Raw genomic sequence first — 23670 nt, 5'->3', positions numbered from 1 at the left:
GGCGGTGAGGACCAGGGGTGTTGTCAGTCCTCGGGTTACGACTCGGCCTCGTCCGCGGCGACATCGTCGATCAGCCGGGCGAGCCTGGCCGGGGCTGTGCTGCGATAAGAGTCGCCGAGGAGGTCACGCAGCTCGTCCTCGGCGACGTCGTCGAGGTCGAGACCGATCCAGCCGGTGGGACCGAGGTACATGGGGACGAACGTGTCCTCGCGCTCGAGCATCACCTCGGCGTCGAGCGAATCGAGCAGGAGGAGGACGGCATGGGGATGCTGTTCGATCTCCCCGGTGACGTGCTTCTCCGCGGCACCGAAGTAAGCGAAGACCTTCGTCGTGAAGAACGCCGGGCGACCGTGCGAGACCTTCTCCTGCGCTTCGGGGAAGCTCAGCGCGACGGTCCGGAACCACGCGAGCACGGGATCATCGGCATCGAACATCTGCGGGTGGGCCATGGGGCCACGATACGCCGTCGGCAGACCAGGACGCCCGGAGCTGGGATAGGGTCGGGGGCATGACGACCACGCGCTTCTCGAGGTTCGCTCACCGGTTCGGATGGGGCGCGTTCCGCCGACTCTCGCCCTTGCAGCGCATCACTGTGCTCGCCCTTCTCGCGCTCGTCGCCGCCCTCCTCCTCGCCGGCGTCCGGACGGTCTGGTTGTCCATCGGCCTGATGATCGCGCGCGACCGGGGACCGGCTGAATCGTGTCCGACGCTCAGCGGCATGACGGACCCCGAGGAGATCTCGATCGTCAGCGACGGACTCACGGGATACTCCTGCGAAGCGTCGGCCGCCGGGGGATTCGCGACCGAGAGCGGGACGGTCGATACGATGCTTCTCCTCTTCGGCACTGTCCTCCTCGCCGTCGCCGGGATCATCACGCTCCTCGGGGTGCTCGTCGCCGTCACGGTCCGCGGACTGCTCCGCCTCGTCATCGGCAGGCCACGGCGTTCACTCGGCGCTTGGGGCATCGGTCTCATCACCGCCGCCTGTCTGCTGCTGCCCTGGACCTATCTGTTCCTCTACTTCGGGTGGTACAGCGCGTCGAACTCAAGCGGCGGATCACTCTGCCCGAGCACCGTCAGCGGAGAGTACGTCTCCAGTCTGAGTGTCGGCTGGTCCTTCCTCCCGCCCCACCTCACGTGCAGCGGAGAGACGGTCGACGGGACCGAATTCGAGACATCGCAGTTCGGATTCCCCTTCGGCCTGTTCCTCACCGCCGTCGTCCTCGCCGTCATCGGCCTCGGACTGCTCATCGCGGCCCGGGTCGTCCCCCGTTCGCCAACGGCTCATGAAATCACCATGACCACTGCATGAAAACTCCGGACTTGTGTAGACAAGTCCCCGCCGAGGCTGGTCAACTGGACCCCTATGAGTGACCTCTCCAGCCCCGAACTCCACCCTGCCGGTTCCGGTGCGACCGGCACGGCGACCCGCACCGCCGACAGCGACCCTGCAGTCTCGTCGACCGCCGAGGCGCTCGTCTGGCTCGGCGAGGACCGGTTCGAACCGCGATCGCTCCCAATTCCGCCTCTGGCTCCCGGAGAGACTCTCGTCCGTCTGACCACAGCGACGGTCTGCGGCTCCGACCGACACACGGTCGCCGGTCACCGGCCCGCGCCGAGCCCCTCGGTGCTCGGGCACGAAGGCGTCGGGGTCATCGCGGCGACGACCGCCGATCACGCGGTCGGGCAGCGCGTCGTCTTCGCCGTCACCGCGGTGTGTGGTGACTGTCTCCACTGCCGTCGCGGTCTGAGCGCGAAGTGCGTCTCGGTCGCCAAGGTCGGCCACGAATCGACCGAGGCCGGATGGGCGCTCTCGGGCACGTACGCCTCCCACATCGTCCTGCCCGCAGGCGTCGCGATCGCAGCGGTCCCCGACACCGTGCCCGACGCCGTCGCCGCGACCGCCGGCTGCGCCGTCGCCACCGTCATGGCGATGTGCGAGGCCGCCGGCGACCTGTCCGGGCGTCGGGTGTTCGTCAACGGCATCGGGATGCTCGGGCTCATCGCGATCGCCGCCGCGAAGTCCCGCGGTGCCGCCGAGGTCATCGCCTTCGACCCCGCACCCGAGCGCCGTCGCCTCGCCGAGGCGACCGGTGCCGACACGCTCGTCGCCGCGGCCGCCGACCTGCCCGCCGACGTCGATGTCGCCCTCGAACTCTCCGGTGCCGAAGCCGGGGTGCGCGCCTGCCTCGATGCGATCGGCATCGGCGGCACGGCCGTCCTCGCCGGCAGCGTCTCCCCCGGCCCGCACGTGACCTTCGACCCCGAGCACATCGTCCGCGGCTGGCGCACGATCACCGGGGTCCACAACTACGAACCGCGGCACCTGAGGCAGGCGGTCGACTTCCTCGCCGGGGACGGCGCGGCCATGCCCTGGGACGACATCCTCGGCGGCCCGATCCGCCCGGCCGACCTCCCGGACGAATTCGCGCACCCCACCCCGGGACTGCGCACCGTCGTCGACCTCGACGGCTGAGTCAGGCGCGGGCGGTGTCGAGGTCCGCCCGCAGCGCGCGGGCCGCCGCCCCGATGTCGAGCGCCGAGGTGATGAACCGGTACCCCTCATCCCGGCGCAGGTTCGCCTCCGCCCCGTCACCGCAGTGGATGCCCGGGACGATGCCCGCTGAATCGGCGGCGGACCGGATGCGCAGAAGCGCCTCGGCGTGGGCGTCATTGGGCTGACCGGGGACGGCGCCGACGGCGAACGCGAGATCGGCGGGACCGACGTAGACACCATCGACACCGGGGACCCGGCAGATCTCCTCGACGGCGTCGAGGCCCTCAGCGGTCTCGATCATGACGAAGAGCAGGGGACGCTCGGCGCGGGTGTCCCTGATGTCCCGGGTGAGGAACTCCGCTGTGGGACCCCACGACCGGTCGCCGCCGCGGCTCGGGTAGTCCAGCGCCCGAACCGCCGCCTCGGCGTCTGCGACCGTGGAGACAAGGGGCACGATGATCGCCTCGATGCCCGCGTCGGCGAGCATCCCGATCTCCGTGAACCGGTTGACCGCGACCCGGGCGGTGACGAGCGCCGAACCGTGCGCGCGGATCGCGTCGCTGAGCCGGACGACGTCGGAGGGGCGGGTGAGCCCGTGCTGGAGGTCGAGGCAGACGAAGTCGTACCCCGTCGCCGCTCCGATCGTTGCGAGCTCCGGGCTCGCCGTCATCATCCACAGCCCGTTGTAGACCGCACCCTCGGCGAGCCGGGCGCGGTGCGTCTCGAATGCAGCAGTCATGGGGGCATCGAACCACACCGGCCCGGGCGCGGTCGCCGACGTTCAGGATCCGGGCGAGCCCGGCAGGGCCCTGCCCGCCGCACTGAGGAGTCAGTGCCCTTGACGTGGGCGACCGAGCGCCCATACTCGAACCATGCCCACCCACACCGAGGAGGATCAGTGAGCGAGCGACCCACCGACGACGCCGTCATCGCCGCCCAGGCCGACGACGTCACCCGCGGCCTGAGCGTCGACATCGACGGCAGCACCCAGCATGCCGTCCAATCACTCAGCCAGACCTACCCGACCTCCGTCGACGACCTCTGGGAGGCGTGCACGGACCCCGAGCGCCTCGCCCGCTGGTTCGCCCCGGTCAGCGGCGACCTGCGGCCAGGCGGCCGGTACGCGATCGAGGGCAACGCCTCGGGCACGATCGAGGTCTGCGAAGCACCGCGGACCTTCGCGATCACGTGGGAGTTCGGCGGCGGCACGAGCGACGTCACCGTCCGGGTCGACCCCGACGGCGACGGTGCCCGACTCACCCTCGAGCACGCGGCCACCGCCGAGGCGGGGTCGGAGTTCTGGACCCGGTACGGGCCCGGGGCGACCGGTGTCGGGTGGGACCTCTCGCTCCTCGGACTCGCCCTCCACCTCAAGGCCGGAACGGGTCGCCCCGAGGACGAGGAGGCCTTCGCTCAGACGCCGGCCGTCCAGCGGTTCATCCGCGCGTCCAGTGCGGCGTGGGGTGAGGCCTCGGCGGCGGCAGGCACCCCCGAACCCGAGGCCCGGGCCGCGGCGGAGCGGACGACGGCGTTCTACCTCGGCGAGGACTGACCGCCGGCCCCGAGCGCAAGGCGGGCGATGTCCCTGAGCACCGCAAGCTCCTCGCTGTCCTCGAGCAGCGACTTGAGTTCGATCGCCGCTGTCGTCACCGGCCCGCGGTAGGCACCGGCGACATTGTCCGGCTCCCTGGTCAGGGGGTAGGACACGCAGAGCGCGAACACCGTGGCCCCGACCGTGAAGGCCACACTCGCCGAGGCGGTCCCCTTCACCCGCGCCTGCTTCGTCGCGTAGAACTCCCCCGGATTCCCGGGCCCGCACAGGGCGAGCGCCGCCGACCCGCCGTCGACGAGCGGGAGGATCGTGCCGACGCCGCGGGTGACCCGCAGCTCGTGGTCGGCTTCGACGTTGCGCACGCACACCCGGTCCTCGCCGACGCGGACCCACAGCTGCACGGATTCGCTCGTGAGCGTGCGCAGGTGCTCGAGGACGGAATTCGTCGTCGCGATGCTCCGCCGTCCCGGGAACGGCCCGAGGCGGAGCAGGCCCCCGGAGTCGCGGACGATGAAGCGGTGGGTCCGCAGGTCGGCGAGGAGGCGGTACGTCGTCGACTTCGAGTAGCCGAGGCGGCGGCACACCTCGGCGGCGGTCATCGGGGTGTCCTGGAGCGCGGTGAGGATGGCCGCACTCCGGTCGATGACCCCGACCTCCTGGGGCCGGTCGAACTCGGACGGGGCGAGCGCCTCGGCGGGGGTGGGATCGCCCCGCCCCTCCGTCCCGGTCGACCTCCCTGCGGTGGACGTTCTGTCGGTCATCGGTGTCCTCTCCCTCATCCGACGCTCACATCTGCCAACAGCTTCCCTCGGCGCACCCACCAGCGGAAGACGAACGGACCGACGATGCCGGCGATCATGAGGATGATGATCGCCAGGGACACCGGCCGGGTGACCAGGGGTGCGAGCGATCCCCCGGAGATCTGGAGCATGCGGCGGAAGTTGTCCTCGAGGAGCGGAACGAGGACGAGCGCGAGGATCGACGGGGCGAGCGGGATGCCGCCTCGGTCCATGAGGTAGCCGACGACCCCGAAGATGCCGAGCATGATGAGGCCGAAGAGGCTGAACTCGATCGCGTAGGCGCCGATGACGACGAGGACGAGGATCGCGGAGAAGAGGATCTCCTTGGGCATCTTGAGGAGTTTGACGAAGACGCCGACGAGCGGGAGGTTGAGGATGATGAGGGCGACGTTGCCGACGTACATGCTCGCGATGATCGTCCAGATCAGTCCCGATTCGTCGCGGAAGATCAGCGGACCGGGCTGGAGTCCGTACATCGTGAAGACGAAGAGGAGCAGCGCCGTCGTCGCCGACCCGGGGATGCCGAGGCTGAAGAGAGAGACCATCGCACCGCCGACGCCGGCGTTGTTCGCCGCCTCGGGACCGGCCACACCTTCGATCGCGCCCTTGCCGAACTCGTCCTTCCGCTTCGAGATCCGCTTCTCCATGATGTAGGACATGAAGGAGGCCAGCGACGGTCCGACACCGGGGAGGACGCCGATGATGAACCCGAGGACCGAGCCCCGCGCCCACGGGCCGGCCGAGCGCTGCCAGTCCTGCTTCGTCATCCACCGCTCGGAGCCGAAGCTCTGGATCTCCTCCTTCGCCCCCTGACCGAGCGCGAGGTTGCGGATCGCCTCGGGGATCGCGAAGAGGGCCATGGCGAAGATCGTGAAGTCGATGCCGTCGGAGAGCAGGGAGATGCCGAACGTCTGCCGGGGCAGGCCCGTCTGGAAGTCGAGGCCGATGAGGCCGACGGCGAGGCCGATGAAGATCGAGATGAGGGCCTTCGCTCGGGACCCGGTCGACATCGTCGAGGCGAGCAGGAGGGCTGCGGCCATGAGGAGGAAGTACTCGGTGGCGCCGAAGACGTTGGCGAGGCGGACGAGGACCGGGGAGAGGAACGTCAGGCCGATGATCGCGAGCGTGCCGGCGAGGAACGACCCGATCGCCGCGGTCGCCAGCGCCGCCTTCGCCCGGCCGCGCCGGGCCATCTCGTAGCCCTCGATCGCCGTCACCGCACTCGAGACCTCGCCGGGGGTCTTGATCAGGGTCGCGGTGATCGATCCGCCGTACATCGAGCCGTAGTAGATCCCGCAGAGGAGGATGAGGCCGTGCACGGGCTCCATCCCGAAGGAGACGGGGATGAGGATCGCGATCGCCGAGATCGGACCGATCCCCGGCAGGACGCCGACGACGGTGCCGAGGAGGACGCCGAGGAGGGCGAAGGCGAGACTGGCCGGCTGCAGCGCCGAGGCGAAGCCGCCTCCCAGATCGACGAGTGTGTCCATGCCCTCCCCCTATCCCAGGATTCCCACGGGCAGGTAGACCGCGAGCCCGAAGACGAAGGCGACGTAGACCGCAACGGAGAAGAGGACGGAGAAGACGAGGTTGCGGATCCACTTCTTCGGGGCGTAGAGGCTCGTCACCGCCATGAGGAATGCCGCGGTCGAGAGGACGAAGCCGACCGGGATGACGATCGCGAGGTAGACGAAGAAGAGCGCGAACTGGACCACGACCCTGCGCCCCGTCGGCTCCGGCGGGGCGTCGATGAGAACACCGCCGGCGGGCTCGGTGCCGCTCTCACCCTGGGACGCGGCCTCCGCCTCGGCGGGGTGGGGCCGACCCTGCCCGGTCCGAGCGCTCCACACGGACTGTCCGGCGAGGAAGAGTCCGAGGACGATCAGCCCCGCGCCGACGATCTGGGGGAAGGTCCGCGGGGTGACGATGTCGGCCGTCTCCCGGATCGAGAAGGTCGCCGAGAGGTAGACGACCCCGATGACCGTGATGACGATCCCGGTGACGAGATCGCGCCGGGTCGCGGTCATTTGTCCGTGCCCAGTTCGGTCTCCTTGACACCCTCCTCGACCGTCTTCGCCGCTTCGTCGACGTAGCTCTGCGCGTCCTCACCGGTCCGGAACTCCGGCGCCCACTGGTTCTTCTTCACCGTGTCCTCCCACGTGGTCGACGTGCTCATCTTCTCCAGCGTCGTCGCCCAGTAGTCGACGGCCTCCTGCGGCATGTCCGCGGGACCGTAGACCCCGCGCCAGTTGCCGAGCGTGACGTCGTAGCCGGAGTCCATCGCGGTGGGCACCGACTCGAACGGGGCGAGCAGCGGCTTCTGGGCGAACGTGACGAGGGGGACGATGTCCCCGGATTCGAGGACGGACCTGAATTCGCTCAGTCCGGCGATCGCGACCTTCGCATCCCCGTTGAGCATCGCCGTCGTCTGCTCGCCGCCGCCGTCGTAGTTGACGAAGTTGACGTCGGCGGGTTCGACCCCTGCGGCCTTCGCGAAGAGCGCGAACGGCAGCGTGTCGTCGCCGGCGGCGGCCACGGTCACCGCCTGCGGGTCATCCTTGAGCGCGGAGACCAGGCCGTCGAGGTCGGCGATGTCACTGTCCTTGGGAGCGACGACGACGAAGTCCTCGACGTAGAGCGTGGCGATGAGGGTGGCGTCCTGCGGCCCGTACTCGCACAGACCCCGCGCCTTCATCGTCTGGCTCGCCAGCGAGGTGATCGCGATCTGGTCGTCCTTGCCCTTGTCCTGCTGCATCATCGTCGTCAGCCACGTGCAGCCCGTGCCGCCCGGCCGGTTCTGCACCGGCAGGGGCGTGGTGACGAGCTCGTCGCGTTGCAGGGCCTCGGTGACGGCGCGCGCCGTCGTGTCCCAGCCCGAGCCGGGTTCGGCAGGGGCCGTCACCGTCACCGGTCCCGACGGGTAGTCCCCGCCCTCCCCCGGCGGCTGGGCTCGGCCCTGGCATCCGGAGAGGACGAGCGCCGTCGCGGCGAGCGCGGCCCCCACGCCTGCCCACCGTCTCCTCTGCACCCCTTCCCTCGCCGAGGTGGTCCGACCTGTGCCTGTGATCGTCGTTGATCGCATTGCCACTCCTTGATCAGCTGCAGCTGCCTGCAGATCCCTGTCATCGTGTGTTGTCGTGTAACTGCGGTGCCCGTGTGAGGGGTGCTCGCGCCTGCGGTGCTCGCGGTGTCCCCGTCATTGCGACTGCGTCCTCTCCTCGCCGAGGTCGACGTCCGGGAGGTCGGGAGGGGTACCCGAGTTCCCGTCCCGGTAGACCGCATTGTGCTCACCGGGGGCGGGGACGTTGCGGCGCAGGCCCAGTCGCTGTCCGTCGAAGGTGAGCGGCAGCAGGGGGATGTCGACGCTCTCCCCGTCGGGCAGGCCCGTGGCCGCCAATGCCCCCGAGGCCACGAGGTGGGGGTCGCTCGTGAGGTCGGCGGGGGTGTTGACGGGAGCGACGGGCAGGCCCCTGCGGGTGCACTTCTCCTCGATCTCGGCGAGGCTGAGCCGGGAGAGGGCGGCCTGGAGTTCGGCGTGGATGCGCTCGCGTTGGTCGACGCGTCCCTGGTTGTGCTCGAGCGCGGGATCCCGGGCGAGATCGGTGAGCCCGAACTCGTCGCAGAGGTCGCGCCACTGCCCGTCGCTGACGGCGGCGACGAAGACCTGGCTGCCGTCCCGGTCGAGGAAGATGTCGTAGACGGCCCACGTCGCCCGCCGGGTGGGCATCGGCCGCAGCGGCTCCTCACTCAGCTGGGCCTGCGCCATGTGGGTGCCGACGAGGAACGCGTTGTTCTCGAACAGGGCGGAGTTGACGAGCTGCCCGCGGCCGGTCTGCTCGCGCACCCGCAGGGCGGAGAGGATGCCGATGACCCCGAACATTCCGCCCATGATGTCGTTGACGCTTGCGCCCGCCCGCAGCGGCTGCCCGGGAGGACCGGTCATGAAGGCGAGCCCGCCGAGCATCTGGACGACCTCGTCGAGGGCGGTGCGCTGCCCGTAGGGGCCGGGAAGGAATCCCTTGAGGGAGGCGTAGATGAGGCGCGGGTTGCGGGCGGCGAGCTCGTCGTACCCGTAGCCCATCGACTCCATCTTCCCGACCCGGAAGTTCTCGAGGAGGACGTCGGCGGAGTCGATGAGGGTGAGGGCGACCTCCCGGTCGGCCGCCTCGGCGATGTCGAGCTGGACGCTGAGTTTGTTGCGGTTGAAGGCGGGGAAGAGTCCGGAGCCCGAGCCGGGCAGGTAGCGGGTCTTGTCGCCGGCCCCGCGGGGCTCGACCTTGATCACCTCGGCGCCGAGGTCGGCGAGGATCATCCCGCAACTCGGGCCCATGACCATATGGGAGAACTCGACGACGCGGACGCCGGCCAGGGGCAGCGGCTCGCCCGGTCCGGCGTCGGCGGCCGCCGCCTCGGTGCTGGTGTGCGGGTCCTCGTCGATCATGATCAGCCGCGGTAGGGTGCGGGGACGGCGGGGATCTGGGAGAGGCTCGAGCTCAGCTCGTGGCCGACGGCGGCGGTGAGCGGTGCCCGCACCTCGGCGAGCGCATCGACGTCGACGCCGGTCGCGACCCCTTCGCGGTGGAGGAGGTGGACGAGGTCGTCGGTGCCGATGTTCCCGGCCGCGCCCGGAGCGAACGGGCAGCCGCCGAGGCCGCCCATCGCGGCGTCGAAGTGTTCGATGCCGAGGTCGAGGGCGGCGATGACGTTGGCCATCCCGAAGTTGTACGTGTCATGGAGGTGGAGGCCGACCGACTTCCCCGGGAAGGCCTCCATGACCGCCGAGGTGTTCCGGCGCACCAGTGAGGGGTTGGCGTTGCCGATGGTGTCGGCGACGCCGATGCCGTGGGCGCCTGCCTCGACGAAGGGGCGGATGACCTCGACGAGGCGGTCGGGATCGGTGATCCCGTCGAAGGGGCAGATGAAGCTCACGGCCGTCGTGATGTCGAAGCGCACGCCGTGGTCGTGGGCGTAGTCGGCGGCGGCGAGCAGGCGCTCGGTGGCCTGGGCGATCGGTGCGTCCGAGTTCGCCTGCGAGTGGCCCTCGGAGGCGGAGACGACGAGTTTGATGTTCTTCGCTCCCGCATCGACGGCGCGTTCGGCCCCCTTGAAGTTGAAGACGAGCGTGAAGAAGTCGACCCCCTGGTCCTCGTGTGGCCGAAGGCGTTCGAGAACCTCCCCGGTGTCGGCCATCTGCGGGACCTTCTTCGGGTTGACGAAGGATCCGACTTCGATCTCGGTGAGCCCGGCGGCGATGAGGCGCTCTGCGAGTTCGACCTTGACGTCCGTGGGCACGATGGCCGCCTCGATCTGCAGCCCGTCGCGCAGGGTCGTGTCGAGGATGTGCACCGTGTTCGGCCGGACCATGGGTCTCCCTCTGCGTCATCTCCGCATGAACGGAACGATGATGGCGATATCGTCTCCCGCTCAGCGGGAGGATGCTTCCGGCATGCGCCCTCGCATGCTCTCTTCAGAGATAGCATAAGCACGCCGTTGCAGGGAATGGCTGCGGGTCGCTATGTGAGAGCGGAGTGGGAAGTCGGCGTTCGTTGTCCCGGCAAACGGGACACGCACGGTCACGGCGGGATCCGCTCGTGTGCGGCTCCGCCTGCTTCTTCAGTGGCGCGGACGATAGTGGAGCACGGCAGCGCCCGACTCGAGTTCGCGACGGTCCGTGGGGACGAGGTCGACGACCTCGGCGAGACCGTTGAACACGTACGGTCCATAGCCGGCGATGCGCGGGTGGACGACGAACTCGTATTCGTCGATGAGTCCGAGTTCGGCGAGCGCCCGGGGCAGCGTCACTCCCCCGACGAGGAGGCCGCGGACGGAGTCGTCCTTGATCCGTTCGATCTCCGATCTGAGGTCGCTGCCGAGGAGTTCGGCGTTCCAGTCGACCTCGGTGAGCGTGCTCGAGACGACGTACTTCTTCGCCTTGTCGATGACCTCGGCGAAGACGTCGATGTCGGTCTGCGTCTCCGCGTCGGCGTCGTCGGTCTCGGGAGTCACTGCGGGCTGGCGCCACGCGGATTCCATGAGCTGGTAGGTCCTCCGGCCGAAGAGGAGGCCGTCGGCCTGTCGGAGGTTCTCGGCGTGGTGGGCGTGGAGTTCCTCGTCGGGGTCGATCGCGAGGTGGTCGCAGCACCCGTCGACGGTGATGTTGATCGAATACCGCAGCTCTGCCATGGGCTCAGGGTACTGCCGGGCCTTCCGTTTCGGAAGGGTCCGCGGGTTCGCCCATTCCCAGCCAGGCGAGCACCTCGGCGGTGTGTTCGCCGAGGTCGGGGCCGAGGTGATCGATGGGGATCGAGGCACCGCCGATGACCGGGGTGATGCCGGGGAAGGCGACGTCGTCGAGGATCTCCTCACCGGTGGAGACATCGATCGCCTGGATCATGTTCCGGGCTCGCAGCTGTTCATCGGCGACGAGGTCCTCGGCCGTGTAGATCGGCCCCGCAGGCACTCCCGCCTCGTCAAGGACCGCGACGACCTCGTCGACATCGCGCTCGGCGCACCATGCTCCGATCGCCTCGTCGAGTTCGTCCCGGCGGTCCCATCGACCGGCGTTCGTCTGCAGGTCGGGATCCGCCCCGAGGTCGGGTCGGTCGATCGCCGTCATGAGGCGGGCGAAGATGCCGTCGCCGTTGCCGGCGATGACGACGGACTTCCCACCGGCGCAGAGGTAGCCGTTCGAGGGCGCGATGCCCTCCATCCGGCCGCCGGTGCGCGTGCGGACCTCGCCGAAGGCCGAGTAGTCGGGGACGAGGGACTCCATGACGGAGAACATCGCCTCGTTGAGGGCGACGTCGACGGTGCGGTCGGCGAGGGGTCCCTCGCCCTCGAAGCCGACCTCCTTGCCTGTGACCGCCTCGGCGGCTCCGTGGATGCGCTGACGCTGCCGGTCGAAGAGCATCATCACGGCCCCGAAGGCCGCCTGCATGCCGGCGATCGAGTCGCCGATCGAGATGCCCACGCGTACGGGTGGGCGGTCGGGGTCACCGACGAGTTCGCGGAATCCCGAATACCCCTCGGCGACGGCGGCGAAACCGGGTCGGGCCGACATCGGTCCGGTCTGACCGAACGCGGAGATCCGGACGAGGATGATCTCGGGGTTGACCTCCTCGAGGACGTCGGGGCCGATCCCCCACTTCTCCAGGGTGCCCGGCCGGAAGTTCTCGAGGACGATGTCGGAGCGGCGGACGAGCTCGAGGACTGCTTCGCGTCCGTCCTCGGAGCGCAGGTCGAGGGTCACGGACTTCTTGTTGCGGTTGATCGTGCGGTAGAGCATCGACGTCGTGCCGGCCTTGAGCCGCCAGTTGCGCAGCTCGTCACCGGTGCCGGGACGTTCGACCTTGATGACCTCGGCTCCGAAGTCGGCGAGCATCCGGCCGGCGGTTGGAGCCGCGATGTAGTTGCCGAGTTCGAGGACCCGCACACCGGTCAGCGGGAGGCGGCGCGTTGTCATGGGAGGCTCCTGTTCTCCTGTCGGGCGTCCGCGTCGGCGGCCCGGACACGGTCCTTCCATGGTGCCAGGTCGAACCCGCCGAGGCGGACTCGTCCCTGACCATGAACGTGCCGTCGCCGGAGAGTTCGATGAATGTCGAGCAACCCCCCTTGCCTTATCGCGCGGAGTGTCGAAGACTGGCAGACACGCCGCGATGCGCGGCGCAGTGTCAGTGCGAGATCGATTCCCAAGGAGCAGATCATGACATCGGAGAACTTCGGAAGCAACGACCCGAACGCCGAGGCGGGCCTCGGTCAGGAGAGCCAGCAGGGTCATCCCGGTCCCGGAAGTCAGGACGGTTCGGAGGGCCAGCAGGGTCACCCGGGCACGGACAGTCAGCAGACCGGCGGTCAGCCGCAGGGTGACCGCGGCGGTGTCGGCGGCCTCGACGATCAGCAGGCCGGTCGCCCGGGCGGCGACGGGCGCGATCGCCAGCGGATCGAGGAGAGCGAGGACGAGGGCTTCGGCGGCACCCAGCCGGAGCGTGACGCACCCGCCTGAGGCGACCTCACCCCGAGTTCTGAGGGACCGCATGCCGAGCGTGCGGTCCCTCAGAGCGCGACCACCTCAGAACTCGACCCGGTCGGCTCCTTTGAGGCCGAGCATGGCCCGCGCCTCGTCAGGGGTCGCGACCTCCATCCCGAGCTCTTCGACGATGCGGCGCATCTTCTCCACCTGCTCGGCATTCGATTCGGCGAGCCGGCCGGGTCCGATCCACAGCGAGTCCTCGAGGCCGACGCGGATGTGGGAACCCATCGTCACCCCCATCGTCGCCAGCGGCTGCTGGTTGCGTCCTGCGCCGAGGATCGACCACTGGTAGTCCTCGAGGAGTCGGTCAGCGGTCCGCCGCATGTGCATGAGGTCTTCGGGGTGGCCGCCGATGCCGCCGAGGAGACCGAACACCGACTGGACGAACAGAGGCCCGGTGGCGAGTCCCCGCGATTGGAAATGCGCCAAGTTGTAGAGGTGTGAGATGTCGTAGCACTCGAACTCGAAACGGGTGCCGTTGGCGTTGCCGATCTCGAGGATGCGCTCGATGTCGGCGAACGTGTTCTTGAAGACGAGGTCACGGGAGTTCTCGAGGTGCTCGCGCTCCCACTCGTGCTGAAAGTCCTCGTACTTCTCGAGCATCGGGAAGAGGCCGAAGTTCATCGACCCCATATTCAGGCTCGCAAGCTCCGGTTTGAACTCGGCGACCGGACGCATCCGCTCCTCGACGCTCATGTGCGGTGACCCGCCCGTGGTGATGTTGACGACCGCGTCGGAGTTCGCGGCGACCTTCTCGAGCACCGGTGCGAAGTGCTCGGGGTCCTGCGAGGGTCTGCCGTCTTCGGGATCACGGGTGTGGAGGTGGAGGATCGCCGCCCCCGCCTCCGCGGCCCCGATCGCGGCATCGGCGATCTCATCCTGGGTGACGGGAAGGTGGGGCGACATCGTCGGCGTGTGGATGGCGCCGGTCACCGCCGAGGTGATGATGACTTTGCGTGGCTGTGCCATGGGTTCGTGGTCCTCTGGGATCGGTGGGCGAGTGGGGGTCAGTAGAGCTTCTCGGTGTTGCCGTCGACGGCCATAGCCTGGCCCGTGACATGGGAGGCCATCGTCGAGGCGAGGAAGACGGCCATGTTGCCGATGTCGGCGGCCGCGGCGAGCTTCCCGAGGGACGCCTGCCCGGTGTAGAGCGCGGTGACCTCGTCGACGGAGACTCCGAGCATCTGCGCCTTCGAGGCGATGACCGCTTCGATGCGGGGCCCGTCGACCGCACCCGGGCAGATCGCATTGCAGCGGATCCCTTCGGGACCCAGTTCGATCGCGAGCGTCTTCGTCAGTCCTACGACCGCCCACTTCGACGCCGAGTACGGGCTGCGCCCGGCCATGCCGAGACGCCCGGCGGCCGAGGAGAGGTTGACGATCGAGGCGCTGCCGCTCGTGCGCAGGAGCGGCAGGAAGTGCTTGACGCAGTAGAACTGGCTGTGGATGTTGACGTCGAACGTCGTGAGCCACGCTGCGGTCTCCAGCGTCTCGATCGGTCCGGTGGGACCGGCGATCCCGGCATTGTTGACGAGGACGTCGAGTCCTCCCCACAACCCCGCCACCTCGGCGGCGAGCGCCCTGACCTCGTCCTCCGAGGCGGCGTTCGACACGGTCGCCCGCAGGCCGGTCTCGGCGGCGTCGGCGACGGCGGTCTCGGCGATGTCGGTCACCCACACCTCGGCGCCGGCGTCGCGGAACCGCTGGGCGATCTCCCGCCCGATCCCCGCGGCTCCCGCCGTGATGAGCACTCGTGCTCCGGTCAGTCCGAGCATGTCCATGGTCTCTCCTGTCGCTGTCGTCGAGGTCACTTATGATCGGGATCCGCCGAGGTGGTCGGCACCGTCGCCGGGTCGGCTTCGTGTCCGCGCCTGAGGAACGGGATGAGGCACGCGCCGACGACGCAGACAGCGATGATGAACCACAGTCCCGAGGTCGCCGACCCGGTGAGGTCCTCCATGTAGCCCATGATGTAGGGCCCGAGGAATCCGCCGAGGAGGCCGATCGTGTTGACGAGGGCGAGGCCTGCGGCAAGGCTCACTCCGGTCAGGCGGGTCGCGGGGAAGGTGAAGAGGATCGGCTGGAGGACGAAGAAGTTGAAGGCTGCCAGGGAGAAGCCGATGAGGCCGAGGACGGGTCCGCCGACCGCGCCGATGATGTAGCCGGCGATGATGCCGATCATCGCGGCCAGGGCGATCTTCTTCGACATCGACGCCGACGTCGCGAAGCGCGGGAGCAGGAGCGCGCCGATTGCGGAGAAGACCCACGGGACGGCGGTGAGCAGGCCGATCTCGACGGTGTTCATCTCGCCCCAGCTGCCGACGATCGTGGGGAGGAAGAAGTTGAGGGCGTAGACGGCGAGCTGGTGTCCGAAGTACACACAGATGACGAGGATGATCTGCGGGTCGCGGACGATGTCGAGCAGCCGGTGGTTCGAGGCCCCGGAGGCGCCGGCCCGCTCTTCGGCGGCGATGGTCCGCTCGAGCCATTCGGCTTCCTCGGGTGAGAGGAACTTCGCCTTCCGCGGCCCGTCGGGCAGGTACTTCCAGACGACGAGTGCGAGGAAGCAGGCGGGCAGGCCTTCGATGAGGAACATCCACTGCCAGCCGTGGAGGCCGAGGAACCCGTCCATCGTCAGCAGCAGACCGCCGATGGGGGCACCGATGATGTTGGCGATGGAGACTCCGAGGAGGAACATGCCGTTGGCCTTCGCCCGGTCCTTCACGGTGAACCACTGCGTGAGGTAGTACATGACGCCGGGGAAGAGTCCGGCTTCGGCGATGCCGAGGAGCATGCGGAGGATGTAGAAGGACCATTCGCCCTGGACGAACATCATCGCAGCGGAGATGAGCCCCCACGTGATCATGATCCGCATGATCCACCAGCGGGCGCCGACCTTGTGCATGATCATGTTCGAGGGCACCTCGAAGAGGGCGTACGTGAGGAAGAAGAGCCCGGCACCGATGCCGTAGGCCGTTGCGGAGATCCCGAGGTCGATCTCGAGACGGTCCTTGGCCATGCCGATGTTGGTCCGGTCGAGGAACGCGAGGATGTAGGCGGCGATGAGCGGGGCCTGAGGCGGGCGAAGATCACCCGGTTGAGGACGGCGGGCGGCCTCAGGCCCGTCCTCGGAGCAGCGGTGTCGGACATGGTTCTCCTTCGGGGTCGGATCGAACGGTGTGGTCGCGGCGGCGGTGCCGGACGGGGAGGAACGTGCGGGGGCGGCTCAGCGGGCGGTGAGGGCGTTGAAGTCCTCGGGGTGGCAGCCGCAGCTGGTGCCGATGTGGAGCTGGTGGGGGCAGATGACCGTGCGGGCGGGGGTGCCCGGTTCCGTGATGCGTTCGAGGAGGATGCGGAAGGCGGTCGTCGCCATCTCGACGACGGGTTGGACGATCGTGGTCAGCCCGAGCAGCGGTGAGCGCGAGCGGGCGAGACCGTCGCTGCCGACGACGATGAGCTCGCCCGGGATGTCGATGCCGTTGACGACCGCGTGCTCGATGACGCCGAGCGCCACCTCGTCGGAGCCGCAGACGATGGCCTCGGGTCGGTCGTCGTGATCGGCGAGGAGCTCCTCGGCGGCGATCCGCCCGCCGCCCCGGTGCAGGCGGGTGCTCACGCGCCATCGTCCGGGGATGGGGACGCCGTGCGCGGCCGCGGTGTCGATGAACGCCGCTTCCCGCGTCGCCGAGGCGGTGGAGAAGCGCGGGCCGATGACGGTGGCGACCTTCGTGACTCCGTGTCCGAGGACGTGGCCCATGAGTTCGCTGGCGGCCTGGGCGTCGTCGATGCCGATGAAGCTCGCATCGGCATGTTCGACGGTGCGGGAGAGGTTGACGACGGGGATCCGGGCCGCGCCGAGAGTGCCGTGGATCCGCGCGTCGAGGCGCATCCCGCCGGTCGAGATCACCCCGTCGACGTTGCGGGCGGCCATCGACGCGGCGACGTGGGCGAGGCGTTCGGGGTCGTCGCCGGTCGTCGAGACGAAGACGTCGAACCCCTCTTCGGCGGCGGCGTCGATGATCGCCTGCGCCCAGTGCATGTGCATGTAGTTGAGCATCGAGGGAACGATGAGTCCGACGACGCGGGTGAGGGAGCGGTTGTGCTTCGCCGCCGTCAGCGGCGACCGGTATCCGAGCTCGTTGGCGGTTTCGATGACATGGCGGCGCACGACCGGCGAGACGCCGGGCTTGCCGTTGAAGACGTAGCTGACGGTGGCTGTGGAGACTCCGCAGGCGCGTGCCACCTGAGCCGCTGAGACCCGCGGTCTGGGCTTGCCCGTCGACTGTTCCTGATGCATCGTCGCGTCCTTCACGTCCTTGTGGAGTTCGAACTCATTGCGCAGTCCGAACACTGCCATTGGACGACTGGAACGGTTCGTTAAGCAACGTTAAGTCGAGGCGGTCTCCTCCGTCTACGCCTCCGTGTCCTCCCGCGCCCGGGACGTGTACCGCGCTTTCGCGCGTCGGGGAACGACGACGACGGGCACCGGCGAGTTCTGGAGGATCCTCGTCGCATGGCTGCCGAGCGACACCCGCTTGAGCGTGCCGAGACCGGAGGACCCGAGCATCATCACCTCGGGGTCCTCCCAGCCGATGCTCGTCAGCGCTGCCGCCCAGCTGGGTCCCGTGCCGATCGCCACCTCGGTCTCCCCGGGGCGGATGTCGAGTTCGTCGATCGAGCAGAGGATCCGGTCGGTGTCGCGGCGCACGACCCGCGTCCACTCGTCGACGATGCCCGCCTCGACGTCGCGTCCGATGCTCGCCGCCGAGAGCACCCGGGACCGGGGGGCGAAGGAGGCGATGCGGAAGGGGATTCCGGATTCCGCGGAGACCATCGCGGCTCCGAGGATGAGGTCCGCCGAGGTGGACGACCCGCTGTAGGCGGCGGTGATCCGTTTGAGCTTCGCCCCCGCCGAGGCGGTGAATCCCTCGGGCGCGAGGACGACGGGGAGTTCGGCGCTGTGGAGGAGTCCGGTCGAGACCGATCCCAGGGTGATCCGGCCGTCCCGACCGTCGTCGGCGGAGCCGACGACGAGGCGGTACGCGTCGACGCGTCGGCTGACCTCGAGCAGCCCCCGCCGCGACGATCGGGCCGGGTGGACGATGTAGGTCGCCTCGATGTCATCGGGAACGAGCGCCCGCACCTGCTCAAGCGACGCCTCGGCGACGGTGTGGACATACGACTGGAATTCCGCGTCGGTCTTGTCCCGGTTCGGCGGCCACGCCGTCGAACTCACGGACACGAGCGTGAGCGTCTTCGCGTACGAGCGGGCGAGGACGACTCCGAGCTCGACGGCTGAGGTGTCGTCCTGACCGGGGGCGACGCCGACGACGATGGTCATGACCGTCCTCCCGTGGGGTCGGTGGTGCCGCGTTCGGCTGCGGCCTGCTGCTTGCCGAGGACCGAATTCCTTCGGCCGAAGACGAGGTAGAGGCCGATGATGGCCGCAGTCCAGATGACGAAGACGACGATCGTGATCGGCCGCAGGCTGCTGATGATCCACAGGCAGCCGAGGATCGAGAGGATCGGCAGGACCGGGTAGAACGGGACCTTGAAGCCGCGCTCGAGGTTCGGTTCGCGCACGCGGAGGATGATGACGGCGAGCGAGACGACGACGAAGGCGACGAGGGTGCCGATGCTCGTCATCTCGGCGAGGAAGTTGAGCGGGATGAACCCGGCGAGGATCGCGATGACGACCGTGACGACGATCGTGCCCTTGACGGGGGTGAGCGTGCGAGGGTTGACGTCCTGGAAGAGCTTGGGCATCATCCCGTCGCGCGACATCGTGAAGAGGATGCGGCTCTGACCGTAGATCGAGACGAGGGTGACGCTGAAGATCGAGATCACGGCGCCCGCGGCGACGACGGTGCCCGGCCAGGTCGAGCCGACGATGTTCTCGAGGATCGCCGAGAGTCCGGCGTCCTGCCCTTCGAACTCCTCCCACGGCTGAGCGCCGAGCGCGGCGACGGCGACGAGGACGTAGACGGAGGTGATGATGAGGAGCGCGAAGATCAGGGCCTTGGGCATCGTCTTCTTCGGGTTCTTCGTCTCATCGCCTGCGGTCGCGACGGCGTCCATGCCGACGTAGCTGAAGAAGATGAGGCCGGCACCGGCGACGACGCCGGAGAATCCGAAGGGGGCGAAGTTCGCGAAGTTGTCGGAGTTCCAGCCGGTGAGGCCGACGACGATGAAGAAGACGAGGACGCCGACCTTGATGCACACCATGATCGTGTTGACGACGACCGATTCGCCGGTGCCGCGGACGAGGAGGAAGCAGCACATCGCGAGGAGGAGGATCGCCGGGAGATTGACGATGCCGCCCTCCTCGGGGGCATAGGCGAGGGCGTCGGGGATCTGGAAGCCGAAGAGGTTGAAGAGGAGCTGGTTGACATACTGAGACCAGCCGACGGCGACGGCCGCACCGGCGACGCCGTATTCGAGGAGCAGGCAGGCGGCCACGCCCATCGCGGGGAGTTCGCCGAGGGTGGCGTAGGCGTATGAGTAGGACGAGCCGGAGACGGGGACGCTGCCGGCGAGTTCGGCATAGCAGATGACCGCGAGACCGGCGACGACGCCGGCGATGACGAACGACCAGATGACCGCTGGCCCGGCGACGGGCACCGATTCGGAGAGGATGAAGAAGATGCCGGTGCCGATGGTCGAGCCGACGCCGATCATCGTCAGGGAGAAGAGGCCGATCGTGCGCTTGAGGTCGCTTGCCGCCTCCTCGCTGTCACGAGGCACCGGTTTGACCCGGAAGAGCTGCTGTCTGAGGGTTGCCATGACTGTCCTTCCCGACATCATCGTCTTCGGCCAGACCGTGCACGCGGCCGAATCGGGGATTCAATTCGCCGCACCCTGCACGTCGTCTACGGTGACCCTACTGCACCATGGTTCAACAAGCGAGACGGGACGGCGAAATTCCCCGGATTGTGTCTCGCTCTCCGTGTGTCGCGGGGTCAGGGGGCCGACTCGCTGCGGCGTTGCGCTTACATGCGACCGCAACCCCGTCGACACATTTATTCAACCGAACGGTTGACTAGAGACTCCGCCGGGATTAGATTGGTGATCAACCAATCGGTTGAGTAGGTGATCGGCCGACCGCCGACCTCTGGACAGACCCGAACCTGAGTGGATTCGGCTTCCGGAAGACACACGACACGGACGGGCGTGAGATGGACGATCAACTCTCGAAGGTGTTCGCGGCACTCGCGGACCCGACCCGCAGGGACATCGTCGCCCGGCTGAGCGTCGCCGACGCGACCGTCGGCGACCTCGCCGAACCCTACGAGGTCAGCCTGCAGGCCGTGTCGAAGCACCTCAAGGTCCTCGAGGACGCGGGACTCGTCACCCGCAGCCGGGACGCCCAGCGCCGACCGGTGCACCTCGAGGACAACGTCTTCGACCTCATGACGAAATGGATCGAACGGTACCGACGCCAGACGGAATCCCGCTATCAGCGCCTCGATGCCGTCCTCGAAGCGATGGACGCGGACGAGGACGGTGCGGCACCCGACTCAGGGGCCGCCTCGGCGAGGGAAGTCGGCACTTCGGCACCACCCACACCACCCATCACAGGGCAATCACGCAAAGGAGCATGACATGACCACCGACACCGATCACAGCCAGGTGAAGCTCGACGTTCCGGAGGGAACCCAGTCGATCGAGATCACCCGCGATTTCAACGCGAGCCCTGACAAAGTGTTCCGCGCGCATATGGATCCGGAGCTCTTCGTCAAGTGGAACGGGCCCGAGGAGATCACGAACACGATCCGCGAATGGGACCCGAAGACCGGCGGGAACTGGAGCTATGTCTCCCGCGACGACAACGGCGAGTACGGCTTTTTCGGCTCCTTCCATGAGGTCCGCGAGAACGAGCGCATCGTCCAGACCTTCACCTTCGAAGGCTTCCCCGACGCGGTCAACCTCGAGATCATGACCCTGACCGACCTCGGCGACGGACGGACGCGGCTGTCCTCGACGGCGATCTTCGACTCGGTCGAGTCCCGGGACGGCATGGTTGCCGCGGGCATGGAGTCCGGCATCGTCGAGGGCTACAACAAGCTCGACGCCCTCCTTGCCGAAGGGGCCTGAGGCCGGGGACCGGCCTTGGCTGGGGACCGCCCGCACCCAGCCGGCGGTCCCCATCTGTACGCGCCTAGTCGGCGGTCTCGGCCATCATCGCGAAGTACGCGTCGCGGCTGCGACCGACGTGCTCACCCATGAGCTCGGCGGCTGTCGCCTCCTGACCGGCGTCGATGGCGGCGAGGATCGCGCGGTGCTCGGGCCAGGCCCTTGAGCCGCGGCGGCTGACGTTGAGCGAGTAGAGCCATTCGATCTTCCCCGAGATCTGCCGCAGCAGGCTGATGAGCGAGAGGCTGCCGCTGAGTTCGGCGATGGCGAAGTGGAACCGCATGTTGAGCATGGCGAGCTCCTCGAACCGCCCATCGGCGATGACGACCTCACCGGCCTCGAGGATGTCGTTGATCTCCTTGCGCACCGCTCGCCAGCGCGGATCGGGCTCCTCACCGTCGGCGAGGGCGGCCGCGCGCTTCGCCGCCCGTCTGGCGGTCGCGGATTCGAGGACGATGCGGATCTCGAAGAGGTCCTCGGCGTCCTCGATCGGCGACGGCGCGACGACGCTGCCGACGTAGGGTCGGGATTCGACGAGCCCCTCGGCTTCGAGCGAGCGCAGCGCCTCTCGGACGGGGATCCGGGAGACCGCGTACTGCTTGGCCAGCGCCGTCTCCCGCAGCTTCGTCCCGGGGGCGAGGACACCGGAGATGATGTCGGAGCGGATGCGCGCCCCGACTGCGTGCATCGGCATCATCGCCCCGCCGCGTAGCCCTGGGCACCGCGCGGGTTGGCCGCGGCGGCCAGCGTCCCGGTCTCCGGTTCGCGTGTCACGCACGAGAGTCGTCCGAGCTCCCAGTCACCCGCCCGCGTCACCTCGTGACCGCGTCGGCTCAGCCCCTCGATGACCTCATCGCCGAGGCGGTCCTCGACGACGGCTCCGGCCGGCACCCAGGTGCGGGGCCAGAACGAACCGGCCAGGGCGGTCGTATGCAGCGCCGGGGCGTCGATCGCCTGTTGCGGAGCGTAGCCGCCGACGAGCATGCGGAGGATCATGAGCAGCTGCCACTGCTCCTGCTGGTCACCGCCTGGCGAGCCGAGTGCGATGACCGGCTGCCCGTTCTTCGAGATGAGTGTCGGCGTCAGGGTGGTGCGTGGCCTCCTGCCTGGTCGCAGTGCCGACGGGGAGGTCTCGTCGAGCCACATCATCTGCAGGCGGGTGCCGAGGCAGAAGCCGAGATCGGGCACGACGGGCGAGGACTGCAGCCATCCTCCCGACGGCGTCGCCGAGATGATGTTGCCCCACCGGTCGACGACGTCGATGTGGCACGTGTCGCCGTTGTTCGTGCCGTTCTTCTGCACGGTCGGTTCGCCGATGCCCGCCTTGATGAGCTCCTCCTTGTCCGCCCCCTCGGGCACGAGCGGAGGAGTGAAGACCGGGGCGTCGCCGTTCCTGTCGGGCCCGGGCCGGAACTCGTCCGAGGCAGTGTCGGCGATGAGCGCTCGCCGGCTCGCGGCGTAGTCCTCGCTGAGCAGCCAGTCGAGGTCGACGTCGGCGTCGCCGTAGTAGGCGTCGCGGTCGGCCATTGCGAGTTTGAGAGCCTCGAGGATCGTGTGGGCCCCGATCTCGGTCGAGGGGTCAAGGCGCTCGTCGTCGAAGCCCTCGAGGATGCGCAGGGTCTGGAGCAGCGCCGGTCCCTGTCCCCACGGGCCGATCTTCGCGATCTCGTACCCGCGGAAGGTGATCGTCACCGGGGTCTCGAACTCGGCGTCGAAGCCTGACATGTCGTCCACGGTGATGACCCCGGCGTGGTCCCCTCCGGTCGAGTGCCGGTGCGGGGTCGTGACGAACTCCGCGATCGCCTCGGCGACGAACCCGGACTTCCACGCCGTCCGTGCGGCCCGGATCCGCTCGACCCGAGCATCCCCGGAACCCTGCGTTTCGCTGCCGCTGTCGGCGGCGTCGGTCCCTGCAGCACCAGCACCGGCCACGTCGTCACCGGCGGCGATGAGGCGGCGGAGCACCTCGGCGTAGGGGCGGTTGACGATGATCTCCCCGGCCGCGGGGATGCGGCCGCCGGGCATCCACAGCTGCGCCGAGGTCGGCCAGTGCTCGGTGAAGAGCTCCTGCACGCGTTCGATTGTGCCGACGACGCGGGCGAGGACGGGGTGGCCGTTCTCCGCGTAGTCGATGGCGTAGGCGAGGACATCGGCGAGCTCCCAGGTCCCGTGCTCCTGAAGGAGGAGAAGCCACGCGTCGACGGAGCCGGGGACGGCTGCGGCGAGCGCTCCGGCGCCGGGGACCATGTCGAGGCCCTCGCTGCGGTAGTGCTCGATCGTCGCCCCGGCCGGGGCGGGACCCTGACCCATGAGGATCTGGGGGTGGGAGGGATCCTCGGCGGTCGCAAAAACCCCGGTCATGTCCCCGCCGGGGCCGTTGAGGTGGGGTTCGACGACATGGAGGACGAAGGCGCCGGCGACGGCGGCGTCGAAGGCGTTCCCGCCGCGTTCGAGGACGGACTGCGCCGAGGCGGTCGCGAGCCAGTGCGTCGATGCCGACATCCCGAAGTGGCCCTCCAGGGTGGGGCGGGTGGTGAAAGCGGCCGGCGGCGTGTACGCCATGTCAGTGTCCTTTCATCGAGTTGGGGTCGAGGGCGTCGCAGATATTGCATACAATCTAACGTGTACTCACTGTTTTGTATACAAACAAACCCTGCTG

At 68.7% G+C, this 23670-nt stretch carries 24 protein-coding genes; 6 read left to right on the top strand and 18 right to left on the bottom strand.

Translation table 11 applies throughout. The features are described from left to right. Positions 1 to 35: 35 nt before the first annotated feature. Entirely contained in the window at positions 36 to 449 is a 414-nt protein-coding gene (locus AC0VYB_RS00890; RefSeq protein ID WP_227007155.1) for an MmcQ/YjbR family DNA-binding protein, read from the bottom strand. A 59-nt stretch (positions 450 to 508) separates the two neighbouring features. Here AC0VYB_RS00890 and AC0VYB_RS00885 point away from each other — a divergent pair, with 59 nt between their 5' ends. Together AC0VYB_RS00885 and AC0VYB_RS00880 are read left to right on the top strand one after the other, a co-directional pair. After that, complete coding sequence (locus AC0VYB_RS00885) at positions 509 to 1312, top strand: hypothetical protein (RefSeq protein WP_119296971.1); 804 nt, start codon at positions 509 to 511, stop codon at positions 1310 to 1312. Between the two features lie 54 nt (positions 1313 to 1366). Next, the gene (locus AC0VYB_RS00880; RefSeq protein ID WP_144588467.1) at positions 1367 to 2476 is read left to right on the top strand and encodes a zinc-binding dehydrogenase; all 1110 of its coding nucleotides are present in this window, start codon (positions 1367 to 1369) and stop codon (positions 2474 to 2476) included. Between the two features lies 1 nt (position 2477). On the opposite strand, the gene AC0VYB_RS00875 is transcribed toward AC0VYB_RS00880, so the two are convergent. Continuing rightward, entirely contained in the window at positions 2478 to 3236 is a 759-nt protein-coding gene (locus tag AC0VYB_RS00875; protein WP_009380111.1) for an HpcH/HpaI aldolase family protein, read from the bottom strand. Positions 3237 to 3395: 159 nt separating this feature from the next. Here AC0VYB_RS00875 and AC0VYB_RS00870 point away from each other — a divergent pair, with 159 nt between their 5' ends. After that, entirely contained in the window at positions 3396 to 4049 is a 654-nt protein-coding gene (locus AC0VYB_RS00870) for an SRPBCC family protein (protein ID WP_009380112.1), read from the top strand. Here the strand turns inward: AC0VYB_RS00870 and AC0VYB_RS00865 are convergent. The 8 genes from AC0VYB_RS00865 to AC0VYB_RS00830 form a co-directional block, all read right to left on the bottom strand. Further along, complete coding sequence (locus AC0VYB_RS00865) at positions 4031 to 4810, bottom strand: helix-turn-helix domain-containing protein (RefSeq protein ID WP_193338510.1); 780 nt, start codon at positions 4808 to 4810, stop codon at positions 4031 to 4033. The two genes, AC0VYB_RS00870 and AC0VYB_RS00865, sit on opposite strands and share 19 nt — an antisense overlap. Before the next feature lie 14 nt (positions 4811 to 4824). Further along, on the bottom strand, positions 4825 to 6339 hold the full coding sequence (locus tag AC0VYB_RS00860; protein WP_475384917.1) for a tripartite tricarboxylate transporter permease: 1515 nt from the start codon (positions 6337 to 6339) through the stop codon (positions 4825 to 4827). A gap of 9 nt (positions 6340 to 6348) precedes the next feature. Continuing rightward, positions 6349 to 6876 (bottom strand): tripartite tricarboxylate transporter TctB family protein, encoded by a 528-nt coding sequence (locus AC0VYB_RS00855; protein WP_193338508.1) that lies wholly within the window; start codon positions 6874 to 6876, stop codon positions 6349 to 6351. After that, on the bottom strand, positions 6873 to 7931 hold the full coding sequence (locus tag AC0VYB_RS00850; RefSeq protein ID WP_475384916.1) for a tripartite tricarboxylate transporter substrate binding protein: 1059 nt from the start codon (positions 7929 to 7931) through the stop codon (positions 6873 to 6875). The genes AC0VYB_RS00855 and AC0VYB_RS00850 overlap by 4 nt, the downstream gene beginning before the upstream one ends. Before the next feature lie 114 nt (positions 7932 to 8045). Further along, positions 8046 to 9290 (bottom strand): CaiB/BaiF CoA transferase family protein, encoded by a 1245-nt coding sequence (locus AC0VYB_RS00845; protein ID WP_190246599.1) that lies wholly within the window; start codon positions 9288 to 9290, stop codon positions 8046 to 8048. 2 nt (positions 9291 to 9292) lie between these two features. Then, complete coding sequence (locus tag AC0VYB_RS00840) at positions 9293 to 10213, bottom strand: hydroxymethylglutaryl-CoA lyase (protein WP_063248704.1); 921 nt, start codon at positions 10211 to 10213, stop codon at positions 9293 to 9295. Between the two features lie 249 nt (positions 10214 to 10462). Further along, positions 10463 to 11032: a dihydrofolate reductase family protein gene (locus tag AC0VYB_RS00835; protein WP_063248705.1), complete on the bottom strand. Its 570-nt coding sequence runs from the start codon at positions 11030 to 11032 to the stop codon at positions 10463 to 10465. Between the two features lie 4 nt (positions 11033 to 11036). Further along, complete coding sequence (locus AC0VYB_RS00830; protein ID WP_167560276.1) at positions 11037 to 12311, bottom strand: CaiB/BaiF CoA transferase family protein; 1275 nt, start codon at positions 12309 to 12311, stop codon at positions 11037 to 11039. 240 nt (positions 12312 to 12551) lie between these two features. Here AC0VYB_RS00830 and AC0VYB_RS00825 point away from each other — a divergent pair, with 240 nt between their 5' ends. Continuing rightward, on the top strand, positions 12552 to 12851 hold the full coding sequence (locus AC0VYB_RS00825; RefSeq protein WP_063248707.1) for a hypothetical protein: 300 nt from the start codon (positions 12552 to 12554) through the stop codon (positions 12849 to 12851). Between the two features lie 66 nt (positions 12852 to 12917). Here the strand turns inward: AC0VYB_RS00825 and kce are convergent, their stop codons facing one another. The 6 genes from kce to AC0VYB_RS00795 form a co-directional block, all read right to left on the bottom strand. Next, positions 12918 to 13847, bottom strand: coding sequence for a 3,5-dioxohexanoate:acetyl-CoA acetone transferase (gene kce / locus AC0VYB_RS00820; protein WP_190246600.1), 930 nt, complete (start codon positions 13845 to 13847; stop codon positions 12918 to 12920). A gap of 38 nt (positions 13848 to 13885) precedes the next feature. After that, positions 13886 to 14659, bottom strand: a complete 774-nt coding sequence (locus AC0VYB_RS00815; protein ID WP_095375234.1) for an SDR family oxidoreductase — start codon at positions 14657 to 14659, stop codon at positions 13886 to 13888. Positions 14660 to 14685: 26 nt separating this feature from the next. Further along, positions 14686 to 15897, bottom strand: coding sequence for an MFS transporter (locus AC0VYB_RS00810; RefSeq protein ID WP_009380132.1), 1212 nt, complete (start codon positions 15895 to 15897; stop codon positions 14686 to 14688). A gap of 207 nt (positions 15898 to 16104) precedes the next feature. Next, a complete protein-coding gene (locus AC0VYB_RS00805; protein ID WP_201671810.1) occupies positions 16105 to 17235 on the bottom strand; it encodes a LacI family DNA-binding transcriptional regulator in 1131 nt (376 codons plus the stop codon). Between the two features lie 54 nt (positions 17236 to 17289). Then, complete coding sequence (locus tag AC0VYB_RS00800) at positions 17290 to 18219, bottom strand: universal stress protein (RefSeq protein WP_475384915.1); 930 nt, start codon at positions 18217 to 18219, stop codon at positions 17290 to 17292. Next, entirely contained in the window at positions 18216 to 19661 is a 1446-nt protein-coding gene (locus AC0VYB_RS00795) for an APC family permease (RefSeq protein WP_009380138.1), read from the bottom strand. The genes AC0VYB_RS00800 and AC0VYB_RS00795 overlap by 4 nt, the downstream gene beginning before the upstream one ends. 392 nt (positions 19662 to 20053) lie before the next feature. On the opposite strand from AC0VYB_RS00795, the gene AC0VYB_RS00790 reads away from it, so the two are divergent. Together AC0VYB_RS00790 and AC0VYB_RS00785 are read left to right on the top strand one after the other, a co-directional pair. After that, positions 20054 to 20479 (top strand): ArsR/SmtB family transcription factor, encoded by a 426-nt coding sequence (locus tag AC0VYB_RS00790; protein WP_197932220.1) that lies wholly within the window; start codon positions 20054 to 20056, stop codon positions 20477 to 20479. A 1-nt stretch (position 20480) separates the two neighbouring features. Beyond that, entirely contained in the window at positions 20481 to 20972 is a 492-nt protein-coding gene (locus tag AC0VYB_RS00785) for an SRPBCC family protein (protein ID WP_197932219.1), read from the top strand. Positions 20973 to 21036: 64 nt separating this feature from the next. On the opposite strand, the gene AC0VYB_RS00780 is transcribed toward AC0VYB_RS00785, so the two are convergent. Then, entirely contained in the window at positions 21037 to 21699 is a 663-nt protein-coding gene (locus tag AC0VYB_RS00780) for a GntR family transcriptional regulator (protein ID WP_475384914.1), read from the bottom strand. Positions 21700 to 21704: 5 nt separating this feature from the next. Then, positions 21705 to 23573: a gamma-glutamyltransferase family protein gene (locus AC0VYB_RS00775; RefSeq protein ID WP_009380146.1), complete on the bottom strand. Its 1869-nt coding sequence runs from the start codon at positions 23571 to 23573 to the stop codon at positions 21705 to 21707. Between the last annotated feature and the right edge of the window lie 97 nt (positions 23574 to 23670).

This window comes from Brevibacterium sp. Z349TD_9 (genome assembly GCF_056173565.1).
Note: the sequence above shows the minus strand (reverse complement) of the source record. Positions and strands in the feature narration are given on the sequence as shown.

What these genes read in the sequence shown, in the direction of transcription:
- AC0VYB_RS00890 (WP_227007155.1), bottom strand. Translation starts at nt 449, where the DNA reads ATGGCCCACCCGCAGATGTTCGATGCCGATGATCCCGTGCTCGCGTGG.
- AC0VYB_RS00885 (WP_119296971.1), top strand. Translation starts at nt 509, where the DNA reads ATGACGACCACGCGCTTCTCGAGGTTCGCTCACCGGTTCGGATGGGGC.
- AC0VYB_RS00880 (WP_144588467.1), top strand. Translation starts at nt 1,367, where the DNA reads ATGAGTGACCTCTCCAGCCCCGAACTCCACCCTGCCGGTTCCGGTGCG.
- AC0VYB_RS00875 (WP_009380111.1), bottom strand. Translation starts at nt 3,236, where the DNA reads ATGACTGCTGCATTCGAGACGCACCGCGCCCGGCTCGCCGAGGGTGCG.
- AC0VYB_RS00865 (WP_193338510.1), bottom strand. Translation starts at nt 4,810, where the DNA reads ATGACCGACAGAACGTCCACCGCAGGGAGGTCGACCGGGACGGAGGGG.
- AC0VYB_RS00860 (WP_475384917.1), bottom strand. Translation starts at nt 6,339, where the DNA reads ATGGACACACTCGTCGATCTGGGAGGCGGCTTCGCCTCGGCGCTGCAG.
- AC0VYB_RS00855 (WP_193338508.1), bottom strand. Translation starts at nt 6,876, where the DNA reads ATGACCGCGACCCGGCGCGATCTCGTCACCGGGATCGTCATCACGGTC.
- AC0VYB_RS00850 (WP_475384916.1), bottom strand. Translation starts at nt 7,931, where the DNA reads ATGCGATCAACGACGATCACAGGCACAGGTCGGACCACCTCGGCGAGG.
- AC0VYB_RS00845 (WP_190246599.1), bottom strand. Translation starts at nt 9,290, where the DNA reads ATGATCGACGAGGACCCGCACACCAGCACCGAGGCGGCGGCCGCCGAC.
- AC0VYB_RS00840 (WP_063248704.1), bottom strand. Translation starts at nt 10,213, where the DNA reads ATGGTCCGGCCGAACACGGTGCACATCCTCGACACGACCCTGCGCGAC.
- AC0VYB_RS00835 (WP_063248705.1), bottom strand. Translation starts at nt 11,032, where the DNA reads ATGGCAGAGCTGCGGTATTCGATCAACATCACCGTCGACGGGTGCTGC.
- AC0VYB_RS00830 (WP_167560276.1), bottom strand. Translation starts at nt 12,311, where the DNA reads ATGACAACGCGCCGCCTCCCGCTGACCGGTGTGCGGGTCCTCGAACTC.
- AC0VYB_RS00825 (WP_063248707.1), top strand. Translation starts at nt 12,552, where the DNA reads ATGACATCGGAGAACTTCGGAAGCAACGACCCGAACGCCGAGGCGGGC.
- kce (WP_190246600.1), bottom strand. Translation starts at nt 13,847, where the DNA reads ATGGCACAGCCACGCAAAGTCATCATCACCTCGGCGGTGACCGGCGCC.
- AC0VYB_RS00815 (WP_095375234.1), bottom strand. Translation starts at nt 14,659, where the DNA reads ATGGACATGCTCGGACTGACCGGAGCACGAGTGCTCATCACGGCGGGA.
- AC0VYB_RS00810 (WP_009380132.1), bottom strand. Translation starts at nt 15,897, where the DNA reads ATGGCCAAGGACCGTCTCGAGATCGACCTCGGGATCTCCGCAACGGCC.
- AC0VYB_RS00805 (WP_201671810.1), bottom strand. Translation starts at nt 17,235, where the DNA reads ATGGCAGTGTTCGGACTGCGCAATGAGTTCGAACTCCACAAGGACGTG.
- AC0VYB_RS00800 (WP_475384915.1), bottom strand. Translation starts at nt 18,219, where the DNA reads ATGACCATCGTCGTCGGCGTCGCCCCCGGTCAGGACGACACCTCAGCC.
- AC0VYB_RS00795 (WP_009380138.1), bottom strand. Translation starts at nt 19,661, where the DNA reads ATGGCAACCCTCAGACAGCAGCTCTTCCGGGTCAAACCGGTGCCTCGT.
- AC0VYB_RS00790 (WP_197932220.1), top strand. Translation starts at nt 20,054, where the DNA reads ATGGACGATCAACTCTCGAAGGTGTTCGCGGCACTCGCGGACCCGACC.
- AC0VYB_RS00785 (WP_197932219.1), top strand. Translation starts at nt 20,481, where the DNA reads ATGACCACCGACACCGATCACAGCCAGGTGAAGCTCGACGTTCCGGAG.
- AC0VYB_RS00780 (WP_475384914.1), bottom strand. Translation starts at nt 21,699, where the DNA reads ATGCACGCAGTCGGGGCGCGCATCCGCTCCGACATCATCTCCGGTGTC.
- AC0VYB_RS00775 (WP_009380146.1), bottom strand. Translation starts at nt 23,573, where the DNA reads ATGGCGTACACGCCGCCGGCCGCTTTCACCACCCGCCCCACCCTGGAG.